Source organism: Paenibacillus sp. FSL R5-0810 (assembly GCF_038002285.1).
GTDB lineage: Bacteria > Bacillota > Bacilli > Paenibacillales > Paenibacillaceae > Paenibacillus_AQ > Paenibacillus_AQ lactis.
This window is the reverse complement of the sequence record NZ_JBBOCF010000001.1, coordinates 2,276,579-2,288,282: the sequence shown is the minus strand read 5'-3', so window position 1 is coordinate 2,288,282 and position 11,704 is coordinate 2,276,579. Positions and strand designations below refer to the sequence as shown.

The window sequence follows — 11,704 nt, the reverse complement described above, 5'->3', positions numbered from 1 at the left end:
GATGACATGAGAGGAGAAATGAAATGAAGGCACAGGCAAACGCTAATCTGGCGATCGTTGCATCGCTTGTTAGCGAGGGGTCGCGTGCGGCCATGCTCACCGCGATGCTCGACGGCCGCTTTCACCCGGCAAGCGAGCTGGCTTATATGGCGGGAATCAAACCGCAAACGGCGAGCTTCCATCTGTCTAAAATGACGGATGCGGGCATCGTCAGCGTTGAACAGCAGGGGAGGCATCGATATTATGGCATCCGGGACCCGGAGGTCGCACGGATGCTGGAGTCCTTATTGTCAATCGCGCCCCCGGTGGAAATCAAATCGCTCAGGCAAGCTGACGAAGACCGGGCGATTCGTTCCGCAAGGACCTGTTACGATCATTTAGCGGGGAAGCTGGGAATCCAGCTGACGACTTCCTTATTGGAGATGGGAGTTCTTGACGAAAACCATAAGCAATTTGAGGTAACCGCTGCAGGGGAAGCCTTCTTTAGGGATTTCCGCTTGGATCTGGACCGGGCGAGAGCAAAGCGCCGTTCCTTCTCGCATAAATGCCTGGATTGGAGCGAAAGACGCCATCATCTGGCGGGATCGCTGGGAAGCGTTTTGCTTGAGAAGCTGCTCGAATTGAAATGGATCGAACGTTTGCCAAAAACACGGGCCGTGCGCGTCACGGAGAAGGGGAAGAAGGGCTTCAAGGCAACCTTCGGGATCGATGTTGAGGGCCGTTAATTCCGTTTGAGATGAGCTTCGCTGCAGCTATTTATTTCCTTATGTAAGCCGGAAAAATAAAAAAGGACTGCACGCCATCATCACCATGATGTCGCAGCAGTCCCTTATAACGTTTATTGACGCAGGGTTTTCAAAGCACCGCTCCATGCGAGCACTTGGTCCAGCATGCCGTTCACGTTCGTAAGATGAAGGTCGGCCGGCTTAAACACCGTTCCGTTCTCGAAATCTGTGAACAAGGACAGCGCAGCGTGAATGCGGACGTCGGCAACGGACAATTCGCCCAAAATGCCGCGCAGATGCTCGGCAGCGCGCGCACCGCCGACGGAGCCGTAGCTTACGATGCCCGCAGCTTTGTTATTCCAAGCTTCGCGTGCGTAATCGAGGGCGTTTTTCAGCGCGCCTGTAATACTGTGGTTATACTCTTGCACGATGAATACGAATCCGTCGAGGCTGGCAAGCTTTGCATTCCATGCGGCTGCCTGCTCGGACGCATCGGCCTCACCCAACAGCGGAAGCTTGTAGTCAGCGATGTCTACGATCTCATAATTCGCGTCCCCGCGTTGATCGGCGATGCTCTTCACCCATTCGCCTACCTGTGGGCTCAAGCGGCCTTGACGTGTGCTGCCCAAAATAATACCGATGTTCAATTTCGACACTGTAATTCCCTCCTGATTATTGAAATTGTATTTTATCTTTGTTGGTGTCCTGGTTGCATGAGATAATCATAAACTCAGTCGGTTATTAATGTCAAGTAGCTAACAAAAAGTTTGTTAATTATCCTTAAATCAAGAGAGTTTGTGTCTGTAGCTCGTTGCCATGTAAATGCTATAGTAGAGTAATCGGACCCGCTGTCCCTTATGATAAGATCTTTATCTTGTCGATACCCTTGGGAGGCGCATACCAGAAATTGCGAGGTGGATAACATGATGATCAGACAGTTGAAAACGGACGAGTTCGAAGCCAGCACATCATTAGGTGAATATGCATTTCAATACACATTGACACCCGAGGAGAAAGAAGAGCGGAAAAGCCGCTTCAAACCCGAGCAGACCTGGGGAATTTTCGATGGGGCGGACCTGCAGGCGAAGCTGACCATTCTGCCGCTGCGAACATATCTTCATGGCAAGGCTTTTGACATGGGCGGCATCGCAGGAGTTGCGACATGGCCGGAGAACCGCAGGCAGGGCCATGTTTCAAGGCTTCTGAAGCATGCTTTGAACGAGATGAAGAACGCGGGTCAGACGGTCTCCTTCCTGCATCCGTTCTCCATCCCCTTTTATCGCAAATTTGGGTGGGAGCTGTATGCGGAGTATAAGAAATACGTCATCCCTGTACATAAATTCCCGCCTAAGACCGAGTCGCCGGGACGGATCGTTCGCGATGCGGCGGATCTGCCGGCACTTGATTCCGTCTATCGCTCATTTGCAAGCAGGTATAACGGGACGCTGCTTCGGACTGAAGAGTGGTGGAAGCAATCCGTTCTGGATGATGACGGTCACAGCGTGATCTATTATTCGGTTGACGGGGAGCCTCAGGGCTATGCATTGTACCAGCTTAAGGACAAGGAGCTGACATGCGACGAGTTTGTCTTTCTGAATGAAGAAGCCCGCAGCGCTCTATGGACGTTCTTCGCCAATCATGATTCGCGCATTGAGCAAGTAAGCCTCAAGATGGTTCCTGTAGACGACGAGCTGCCATTCCTGCTTCCGGACCCGCGGGTGTCGCAAGAGACGGTCCCATATTTCATGGCACGGATCGTCGATCTGAAATCACTTCTGGAGGAGTATCCGTTTATGAGGGATGTGGAGGTTGGAATTACGCTCAAGGTGCAGGATGCCGCCGCTCCTTGGAACGACGGGGTGTGGCGCTTATCCGTCAATATCGATGGCAGGGGAGAGGCAGAATTGCTGGAGACGAAGGAAGGTGCGGAAGCTGACCTGACCCTGGACATTCAGGCGTTAAGCGCTATTCTAACGGGATATAAGAGGGTGCAAACCCTGCACAAAGCCGGCCGTATTCAAGGGGAAACGCAAAAGGCGGCAGAGCTGGATTCGGTTGTTCCTGTTCGGCAGACATTGCTGATGGACTTTTTCTAAGATTCCGTAACAAAAAGCCTGATCCCAAGGGATCGGCTTTTTTACGTTTATCACCCGTCACGGCGTCCATTCCGGACTTCATGCTTGGAGTAGATGCGGAGTTCTCCGTCATCGCCGTACTCGGCGTAGGCGATGTCATCCATGCGCTCGAAGCCTTGTTCCCGTGCTTTTCTCTTCACGAGCTCGGGATCGATCCTCCGGCCCAGCATGGATTCCTCCAGGATCGTACCTTTATCGATCACCGTTACGGTGAAGTCGTCAGGCCCGGACGAAACGCCCAGGTCCTTGGCGGAAGGAGGCTCGAATTCAGGCTTCTTCATGACAGACAACGAGCCGTCCGTTTCCAGAATCGCAAATTTAACCTCCTGGAGCGAGAAAATGTTTTGCCGCCGAAGCATGGATAATAGCTGCTTGTATTCAATATCGTATTTGTCGAGCCACTTCTGGTTCAGTCTCCCATTGTCGATGAGCAGAACGGCCCGGCCTTCCGTTAAATAACCGAACTTAACGAAATGCGTCGTTGCCTTCTCGAAGAGGTAGGAAAGCGAGGTCCATAGCGTCAGCGCGAATAACAAGTGCGTAATGTGAACGCCGTCGTCGTACAAGGTGTTGCCTACGATTTCGCTTAATATTAAGGAAGACAGGAAATCAAGCGGCGTAAGCTGACTAAGCGTTTTGCGCCCTGTAACAAATGTGATGACCCATAACCCGAAGAAGCTGATCACCAGTTTCAAGCCCAAATCTATAAACATGTCCATGGCTAAAGCCTCCTAAGCTTGGGATGCAGGAATCGAATTTGCTAATGTATTAAACGGGAAGCGAGCCCCGTAAACAAGTAGGCTGGCATGGCTTTGCCGCGTAAAGGGGACTGCCTGTATACTGTCATATAAAAACGGCCTGTCAACAACCGGTTCTATTCCGGATGACAGGCCGTTTCATTATTAATTTGCTGTATGGGCTTGAATGATCAGAAGGAATTTCCCGGCTGCTGCTCTTCCACTTCTTTAACGGCATTCTGGTCACTGCTGACTTCCTGCTTCGAGGAGGTGAACCATCCAACGAGCGCAATCAGGACAAGAACGACATAGAAGATCGCTTTCCAGATCGGATTCTCAGGGAAATGATGATTAATGATTGCAACATCCGGATGCGCCAAGGTAATCACGGCGAGCTTGATACCGACCCAACCGACAATAATAAACGCCGCAACTTCAAGTCCAGGGCGCTGCTGCAGCAGCTTAACGAAATAGGACGCTGCAAAACGCATAATGATCAGACCGATGAATCCGCCAAGGAAGATAACGATGAATTGTCCTCCATCCAGGCCTCCGATATTCGGGATGCCGCTCGGCGGAAGCGCGACCGCAAGGGCAACCGCTGCGAGAATCGAGTCCACGGCAAAGGCAATGTCGGCTACCTCGACCTTGAATACGGTCATCCAGAAGCCGGATTGTTTCTTCGGTTTCTCCGGCTTCGGTGCCGCGTCCTCGGTTGGCTTCTTGCCTTTAATGAAGTGCTTCAGGGTGTGATTGATCGAAATGTACAGAAGGTAGAGGGCACCGATTGCCTGTACCTGCCATACGTCCACCAAGAACGAGATGACAAACAGCGATCCGAGACGGAACACAAACGCACCGAGCAAGCCGTAAAAGAGCGCCTTTTTGCGCTGAGCTTCAGGCAGATGCTTGACCATGATCGCCAGGACCAGCGCGTTATCCGCCGCCAGCAGTCCTTCGAGCGCAACGAGCACAAGCAGCACCCATCCGTACTCTAATAATAGCTCCATTCCACATCCTCCTAAAACTTATTGACGAGCATAAAAAAACCTTCACCGCAGGTGAAGGTCTCAAACACACAAAAAGAGACCTTCACCACAGTGTCTGTGTGGTAAAGGTCTCGCTAACAACGAATCGTTGCCAACAAAGCCGGAGAATAATCTCGAACTGACGACTTTGTTGTAGCAGCTACTCCCCTTTAATCACGTTCATGCTTAGCAAACATTTGGATCAGCTAAGCCGTGATATAAAGATATAAAATTCGAAGCGGGAAGTCAAGAAATTTTTTATAGAATATGTCCGAAGCTAAAAGAATCGATCGGTTGAAAGATAGGGACGTTCCCTTGAATCACGGGATTATTCAAATATAAATATTTGTTACATATATGCGTCGGCCAAATTCGGCGTATGATGTTAATAACCATAAACAGGAAGGGTGTTGAAAATGAGAAGAACAGGATACGCCACCATCAAAAAAAGCAGGAGGGGTATGACAATCTAACCCTCCAGCGCGGAGGAGATCCTATTTGAATTCCCGATCGAGAAAATTCTTGTCGTACTACAAGCCGTATATCGGGCTGCTCGCGGCTGATTTGGCCTGCGCATTCATCGTATCGGCCATTACGCTCCTGCTGCCGTTATGCGTAAGGTATATTACGATCAATGTCCTGGAGGAACAAAGGCCGGATGCGCTCAGTCAGATCTACTTGATGGGGGTGGTCATGCTGGGTATGGTGATCATCCACACCCTGTGCGATATGTTCATCTCCTATAAAGGGCATATGATGGGCGCTTACATGGAACGGGACATGAGAAGTGAATTGTTTGACCATTTCCAGAAGCTTTCGTTCAGCTTTTACGACGAGCATAAAACCGGCCAGCTGATGACCCGTGCCACCAATGACATCCTTTCACTGACCGAATTGTATCATCACGGTCCGGAGGACCTGGCGATATCCGTGCTGAAATTTACCGGTGCCTTCATCATTTTGATGTATATTGACGTAAAGCTTACATTCATCGTTTTTATGTTTCTTCCGGTGATGGCCGTGTTCGCGTTCTATTTCAATAAGAGAATGAACAAGGCGCTCCGGGTCAGCAAGGACCGGATCGGGGACATCAATGCCCAAGTAGAGGATTCCTTGTCCGGCATCCGGGTCGTGAAGTCGTTTACGAACGAGCAGGTGGAGAAGGAGAAGTTCGAATACGAGAACCGCCGCTTTGTCGACAGCAGGAGAGAAGGGTATAAGAGCGAGACTTATTTTCATGAAGGCTTGGTCGGGTTTACGCAGCTGATCACCATTGCAGTGATCGTCTTCGGCGGTGCGGCGATCGTGGATGCTTCGCTTGAGCTTGCGGACCTGCTGACCTTTTTCCTGTGCATCGGCATCCTGATTGAACCGATACAGCGGCTGGTAAATTTTGCGAGGTTATACCAGGAGGGCATCACCGGATTCGACCGGTTTATGGAGATTCTGGAGGTCGAGCCGGACATCGTGGACGCCCCTGATGCCATTGAACTGGCCCATGTGCGCGGCAGCGTGGAATTCCGGAATGTAAGCTTTAAGTATAAGGAGGATTACGGCGAGGTCCTTAAACATGTGTCTCTCCACATCAAACCCGGGGAGTATATTGCCCTTGTCGGGCCGTCCGGGGTCGGCAAAACCACCTTCTGCTCCTTGATCCCAAGATTCTATGAAACGAGCGAAGGCAGCATTCTCATTGACGGCATCCCCATCCGCGATGTTACGCTGCGCTCGCTTCGGAGAAGCATTGGCATCGTTCAACAGGATGTATATTTGTTCTCCGGAACGGTTGCAGACAATATTCGGTATGGGAACATGGAGGCAAGCATGGAGGAGATCGTGGAGGCGGCAAAAAGGGCGAATGCCCATGATTTCATCATGGCATTGCCCGGCGGGTATGACACGGATATCGGTCAACGCGGCGTCAAATTGTCGGGCGGACAGAAGCAGCGGCTCAGCATTGCGCGTGTGTTTTTGAAGAATCCGCCGATTATCATTTTCGACGAAGCGACAAGCTCATTGGATAACGAGAGCGAGCGGGCAGTCCAGCAATCGCTGGAACAGCTGAGCGAGAACCGGACAACAATCGTCATTGCCCATCGTCTGTCGACCGTCCGCAACGCGCAGCGGATTATCGTCCTATCCGATGACGGAATTGAGGAGCAGGGAACGCACGAAGAGCTGATCGGGAAGAAAGGGCGATACGCCCATTTATATGAAATGCAGCTGCGCGTTTGAGGATCAGTTAAGGCATGCAAGGCAAGGGCTTGAAAAAAACACCATCGCGGTGCGTTGGCATGCTGTTAACCGGTTGCCGGCGCGATTTTCATGGAAAGCCTGCGAAAGCAGGCTTTCTTCCTGTTCCATCTGACAGGACATTGGATCGCTATTCCTCGGGGGCCAAAATATGGTTTATTTGTCTTCCTTCATCGAGTACAATGTACATAATTTATTCGAAGTACGCTCTATAGCGTAAACATTGCCGCAGCGATAAGGGCTGAACATGCCTGTATACACTGCCGTATTTTATTAGTATGGGTGGCAGGGCGGCTTTTGGCGTGATGCCAATCTATAAGAGGAGGCCTATTGAAATGGGGAAACAATTTCCGTCCATGCTCCCGGAGCATATGGCGTTTATCCGGAAACAGCATCTGTTTTTTGTCGGGACTGCGGCATCGTCGCCTGATGGGCATGTGAATCTGTCGCCGAAGGGGTATGATACCTTTCGCATCCTGTCCGAGAATCAAGTTGCATACCTGGATCTGACCGGGAGCGGGAATGAGACAAGCGCTCATATTGTGGAGAATGGCCGGATTACGGTTATGTTCTGCGCGTTTGAAGGCCCTCCCAACATTTTGCGCCTCTATGGGACCGGAACGGTTCTGCTGCCTGGAGACGAGCGATGGGAAGAGCTGTACAGCCGCTTCGAGCCAATTGCCGGCGCGAGGCAAATTATTGTCGTTGACGTGCACAAGGTACAGACTTCATGCGGTTATGCCGTGCCTTTCATGACTTATGAGAAGGAACGGGACACACTCCAGCGATGGGCGGAGCATAAAGGGGAAGAGGGGCTCGCGAGTTATTGGCAGGAGAAAAACATGCATACCATCGACGGATTGCCAACCCCTCTGGGAAGGAGAATCGGTAAGTAGAACTCGGGAGTTTTTTATTTAGCGAATGAACTTGAGCGTCCGGCTGAGCTGAAGGATGTGGCCTCGATCCGCCCATAAAATAAAATAAGGATAAGAGCTGCCTTGAATAACAATCGGCTCCGGATATTTAACGATCAGTGCGGACTGGTTCCCCATTTCGGCGGGCTGATCTGCGGAAGGGAATATATAGCAGGCAGCTTGAGACTGAATGACAGCCGGGATGATCCTCGGATTGCTGCCATAGGGTCTTAAGGGGTGAAATGCCTCCGATCTGCACACTTCGTGGATGTCCGCTTCGGACATGATGGCGGATATTTGGAAAAAACCGTCCGGGCCTTCGTATCGCTCATCGGTCACCCGCACCCAATTCATTGGGTAGTAGAATGATACGTTGTACGCTGAATTGCGATATAAGCGGTACGGATGGATAGCCGGTCTTGGCGGTGACCACGCTAAAGCCGTAATTCGTCCTGCATCAACGATTTTAACGGGTGGTAAGGAGGCTGCTGTATCCACGATCCAAATTTGAGATGCAGGCTCTTGTTCGCCGCAGCCCGATAAATAAGCGATGCGACTGCCGTCCGGCGACCAGCTTACCGGCGTTGCGAAGCAGCTTGAGATCGCCAGTGTTCGCTGCTGCCCCCCATTCCGAGCATCGGTCTGGATGTAAGAAATATACTGATTCTGAATCAAATCCGTCGCACTATATGAGATTAGAGAGGAGTCCGGCGACCATGCGGGATAATAGTTTTTGGCCTGCGGACCGCCTTCGAGCTGACGGCGCTCGCCCGTTGCCAGGTTGACAACCGATATCAAGGATATGCTGACTCCCGGCGATGTATAGAGCGCAAACTGCCCGTCAGGGGAAATCCTGACGTCGTGAAGCGGACCTTCGGTATTCTGCGTTAATTGAACCCTGTCTGTGCCAGCTATGTCGGTTCGGAATAGCTGCACGTTTCCCATTTCATCCGGGGCGGCATAGAGGAGCGCTTCCCCGGAAGGAAACCACTGGGCATCGGCTGCCCCCTCGTGAACGATCCCAGTGCTGACATGTAAGCGAATGTCGTAGATGACGATCCGGCTGCCCTTTACGTAGGTCAAATACCTGCTGTCCGGCGACCAGCTCAGCAGCGTATAGGGCTCGATCTGATCGATGCGGGCCAGGTTGCCGTCCTGCATATCCAACACAAACACAATACCGTTACGGCCGATGAAGGATACAAAGCGGGTGTCCGGCGACCAGTATGGAATGGAATGCGCTTCGCCCAGATTCTCGGTCAGCCTGAATATGCGGCCGTCTGCAAGCCGGTACATCCAGATGTCGTAAGCCGTGCTCCCAGAAGCTGCCGTAAATAGAATTGCATCTTCCATGTTATTCATCCCTAGGGATCCACCTTTCGTGAACGATGATCCTATAGTGTATTCATTCGTCCGAAATAGGCGAATCGGAAGCCTCGGTTACGCATTTTATTTCATGCGGATCCATTTTTTCTTTAGTGACCACCTGAATCCACAGGTATTGATCGAGAAAGATATGGCCTGCATTCCACCGTATATTGTAATTGAAACCCGAAGGGACTAGATCGGCTTCCTCATCCGTAACATCCCTCAGTACATCCATAACCGTGCTGCGATAGCTCTCTAACTGTTTGAATAAAATCTCGTGCCGTTTTTTCATCGGTGGGGCCCCTTATCTATTCGCAATCATCTTATGCATTTTCAATACCAGCTCCGCATTTCCTTTCCCGAAGAGATTCTTAAAATGAGAAAATTGTTCAGTCGCATCGCAGCTAAGTTTGCTATCATAGTTTCAAAAGATCATGATTATCAACGTTGCAAGCGGGGAGATAAGCAGCATGCATACAAGCCACATTGTCAGGCGAGCCATGGATTATATGGAGGAGTTTCTTGACGAGCCCCTGGATCTGTCCGATATCGCCAAGACGGCTGGGGTCTCGGTAGCCCATTTGTACCGGGTGTTCTACAGCTTGACTGGCCATCCGGTCAAAGAATACATACGCAAACGCAGAACCAGCGAGGCTGCCGGCTTGCTGCGTACAACCGACTTGGGGGCAATGGATATCGCAATCCGATGCGGTTTCGAGACCTATCGAGCATTCTTGAAGGCATTCAAGCGATACACGGGACTGACACCGACCGAATATCGGGACGCGAAATCCTTCTTCAGCTTTGAACGCCTCCCGCTCGAAGATAGCGGCACCTCCCATGAGAGGCAGGTGTTCGGCCAGCATACGCATTCGGATATCCGAATTGTCCGGCTGCCGCCGCGGAAAGGAATCGGATACTTGCATGTTTCGGAGCGAGAGGATGGACTGGAAGAAGATGCCCTGAAACGTTTTCGCGCATGCTTGGCCGCAAGGGGACAGGAGCTTTGTGACATGAGTGTATTCGGCTGGAACGTCGATCTTGACGAGGGGAGGCCTTTGTTTGGGTATCAGCTGCTTGCTCCTGATATCCCGTTCGGTCCGGGAGGCATCGTTCATCCGGAGCTAAAGCCCGTTGATCTTCAGGGTGGGGTGTATGCCAGCTGCAGAGCCCGTGCTTTGTCGGCTGAGCAGATTGTCGGGGACTGGAACAGGCTCTATTCCGGCTGGCTTCCGGGGAGCCGGTTCGAACCAGCCTCGGACCGGCTTTTTGAACAATTTGTGTTCAAGGGAGATCAGATCATGCAGGTGCATCTTTATCTCCCGGTGGTACGCAGCCGGAAGACACAACCCATAGAAATCGTTGAGCTCAAGCCGGTCGACGTCTTGGCGTTTCGGGCCGAAGGGTCCGGGTCGATAATACGTGCCGACCAGGCTGCGATCGAGTGGTTGAAGAGCAGCGGATGGGACGGGGATGACGGCTTCGCAGTGTTTATGAGCTGGCGGAAAGCTACGACAGATGATGAACCATCCGCTTGCGAAGTCTTCATAGCTCTCCCGCAAGGATACAGGCGATCACCAGCGGATAACGGTAGGCTTACCCGGCTTGATGGGGGCTTATACGCATGCTTGGCTTCAGAGGCGGGCGGTACGATGACTGGTGTGCTGGCGGTCTTGAATCGCTGGTTGGAGGCCTCGGCAGACTATAGTCCAGACGCTGGCCGATCTTGGCTCATTCGTTATCTGCCTCAATCGAACGGATCTACGCAGCTCTCTAGTTCTCGCTTCCGATCGTATGCGTTCTGCTGCGTGCCGATAACCCGATCACATGGATAAGGAGAGACGACTATGAATCCGCTGAGGAGAAAAGAACAGGAAATGCCCGAAGGATACCGCCCCTTCAAGGCACCTCGAGTGATGAAATTGCTGAACGGAGGAACTAGTATGAACGGATCTCGGAAAGAAGCGGATGGACTGTCATCCGCCAGCCCGATCATGAATAAAGTAGGGAGCATTTTCGTGCCGGTCCGCGATATCGAACGATCCCGTGCCTGGTACTGCCGCATGCTTGGATTAAATGAAGAGGAATGTTCGATCCTGAACGGTCATTTATGTCCGCTGCCGATGGAGGGGACCGGGATTATCCTGGATACGATGCCAATGTGGAGTGGCGGTCGGGAAGAGGGAGCGCCGCATATCGAGACGCCTGCCTTCATGCTCCTGACGCAAGACTTGCAAGGAGCTTATACGTACATGAAGGAGCTGGGCGCAGAAATCGTAACGGAGATCGAGCACGACCACTGGTTCGTAGTCAAGGATCCGGATGGAAACAAGCTGATGATCTGCAAAGAATAATAAGATTTCGTCCACACAAGAAGATCCCATCAAAGATGAATAAAGCCGGCGGATACCGCCGGCTTATTCGGCATATGCAGAACAGCAATCACATTGCCGACCAGCGGCTTGTTCAGGACGGCGAGAGAATTGCTACATGCCATTGTTTGCACTTTCGATACCGAAACCTCATCTTCTCGTAACCTCTGAC

General features: G+C 51.6%; 11 protein-coding genes. 6 read left to right on the top strand and 5 right to left on the bottom strand.

Annotated features, from left to right (window positions below; translation table 11 throughout):
* Positions 1 to 23: 23 nt before the first annotated feature.
* On the top strand, positions 24 to 725 hold the full coding sequence (locus tag MKX76_RS10265) for an ArsR/SmtB family transcription factor (protein WP_007130316.1): 702 nt from the start codon (positions 24 to 26) through the stop codon (positions 723 to 725).
* 113 nt (positions 726 to 838) lie between these two features.
* Here the strand turns inward: MKX76_RS10265 and MKX76_RS10260 are convergent, their stop codons facing one another.
* Positions 839 to 1,381: an NADPH-dependent FMN reductase gene (locus MKX76_RS10260; protein ID WP_007130315.1), complete on the bottom strand. Its 543-nt coding sequence runs from the start codon at positions 1,379 to 1,381 to the stop codon at positions 839 to 841.
* Positions 1,382 to 1,648: 267 nt separating this feature from the next.
* On the opposite strand from MKX76_RS10260, the gene MKX76_RS10255 reads away from it, so the two are divergent.
* On the top strand, positions 1,649 to 2,821 hold the full coding sequence (locus tag MKX76_RS10255; RefSeq protein WP_341033685.1) for a GNAT family N-acetyltransferase: 1,173 nt from the start codon (positions 1,649 to 1,651) through the stop codon (positions 2,819 to 2,821).
* Positions 2,822 to 2,871: 50 nt separating this feature from the next.
* Here the strand turns inward: MKX76_RS10255 and MKX76_RS10250 are convergent, their stop codons facing one another.
* On the bottom strand, positions 2,872 to 3,579 hold the full coding sequence (locus MKX76_RS10250; protein WP_028406716.1) for a YetF domain-containing protein: 708 nt from the start codon (positions 3,577 to 3,579) through the stop codon (positions 2,872 to 2,874).
* A gap of 209 nt (positions 3,580 to 3,788) precedes the next feature.
* A complete protein-coding gene (locus tag MKX76_RS10245; RefSeq protein WP_341033684.1) occupies positions 3,789 to 4,607 on the bottom strand; it encodes a TerC family protein in 819 nt (272 codons plus the stop codon).
* A 516-nt stretch (positions 4,608 to 5,123) separates the two neighbouring features.
* On the opposite strand from MKX76_RS10245, the gene MKX76_RS10240 reads away from it, so the two are divergent.
* Together MKX76_RS10240 and MKX76_RS10235 are read left to right on the top strand one after the other, a co-directional pair.
* Positions 5,124 to 6,860 carry an ABC transporter ATP-binding protein gene (locus MKX76_RS10240; RefSeq protein WP_341033683.1) on the top strand — a complete coding sequence of 579 codons (1,737 nt, stop codon included), beginning with the start codon at positions 5,124 to 5,126 and terminating at the stop codon, positions 6,858 to 6,860.
* A gap of 353 nt (positions 6,861 to 7,213) precedes the next feature.
* On the top strand, positions 7,214 to 7,774 hold the full coding sequence (locus MKX76_RS10235; RefSeq protein ID WP_007130310.1) for a pyridoxamine 5'-phosphate oxidase family protein: 561 nt from the start codon (positions 7,214 to 7,216) through the stop codon (positions 7,772 to 7,774).
* An 18-nt stretch (positions 7,775 to 7,792) separates the two neighbouring features.
* Here MKX76_RS10235 and MKX76_RS10230 read toward each other — a convergent pair whose 3' ends face one another.
* Positions 7,793 to 9,154 carry a TolB family protein gene (locus MKX76_RS10230; protein ID WP_341033682.1) on the bottom strand — a complete coding sequence of 454 codons (1,362 nt, stop codon included), beginning with the start codon at positions 9,152 to 9,154 and terminating at the stop codon, positions 7,793 to 7,795.
* A gap of 43 nt (positions 9,155 to 9,197) precedes the next feature.
* Positions 9,198 to 9,452: a DinB family protein gene (locus tag MKX76_RS10225; protein WP_341033681.1), complete on the bottom strand. Its 255-nt coding sequence runs from the start codon at positions 9,450 to 9,452 to the stop codon at positions 9,198 to 9,200.
* Positions 9,453 to 9,630: 178 nt separating this feature from the next.
* Between MKX76_RS10225 and MKX76_RS10220 the strand changes: the two genes are divergently transcribed.
* On the top strand, positions 9,631 to 10,995 hold the full coding sequence (locus MKX76_RS10220) for a helix-turn-helix domain-containing protein (protein WP_341033680.1): 1,365 nt from the start codon (positions 9,631 to 9,633) through the stop codon (positions 10,993 to 10,995).
* Between the two features lie 108 nt (positions 10,996 to 11,103).
* Positions 11,104 to 11,514 (top strand): VOC family protein, encoded by a 411-nt coding sequence (locus tag MKX76_RS10215; RefSeq protein WP_050954036.1) that lies wholly within the window; start codon positions 11,104 to 11,106, stop codon positions 11,512 to 11,514.
* Positions 11,515 to 11,704: the final 190 nt, after the last annotated feature.

Excerpts from the sequence above, each read along its gene's own strand:
- MKX76_RS10215 (WP_050954036.1), top strand. The coding sequence starts at position 11,104 with ATGAACGGATCTCGGAAAGAAGCGGATGGACTGTCATCCGCCAGCCCG.
- MKX76_RS10250 (WP_028406716.1), bottom strand. The coding sequence starts at position 3,579 with ATGGACATGTTTATAGATTTGGGCTTGAAACTGGTGATCAGCTTCTTC.
- MKX76_RS10255 (WP_341033685.1), top strand. The coding sequence starts at position 1,649 with ATGATGATCAGACAGTTGAAAACGGACGAGTTCGAAGCCAGCACATCA.
- MKX76_RS10225 (WP_341033681.1), bottom strand. The coding sequence starts at position 9,452 with ATGAAAAAACGGCACGAGATTTTATTCAAACAGTTAGAGAGCTATCGC.
- MKX76_RS10245 (WP_341033684.1), bottom strand. The coding sequence starts at position 4,607 with ATGGAGCTATTATTAGAGTACGGATGGGTGCTGCTTGTGCTCGTTGCG.
- MKX76_RS10235 (WP_007130310.1), top strand. The coding sequence starts at position 7,214 with ATGGGGAAACAATTTCCGTCCATGCTCCCGGAGCATATGGCGTTTATC.
- MKX76_RS10220 (WP_341033680.1), top strand. The coding sequence starts at position 9,631 with ATGCATACAAGCCACATTGTCAGGCGAGCCATGGATTATATGGAGGAG.
- MKX76_RS10230 (WP_341033682.1), bottom strand. The coding sequence starts at position 9,154 with ATGAATAACATGGAAGATGCAATTCTATTTACGGCAGCTTCTGGGAGC.
- MKX76_RS10265 (WP_007130316.1), top strand. The coding sequence starts at position 24 with ATGAAGGCACAGGCAAACGCTAATCTGGCGATCGTTGCATCGCTTGTT.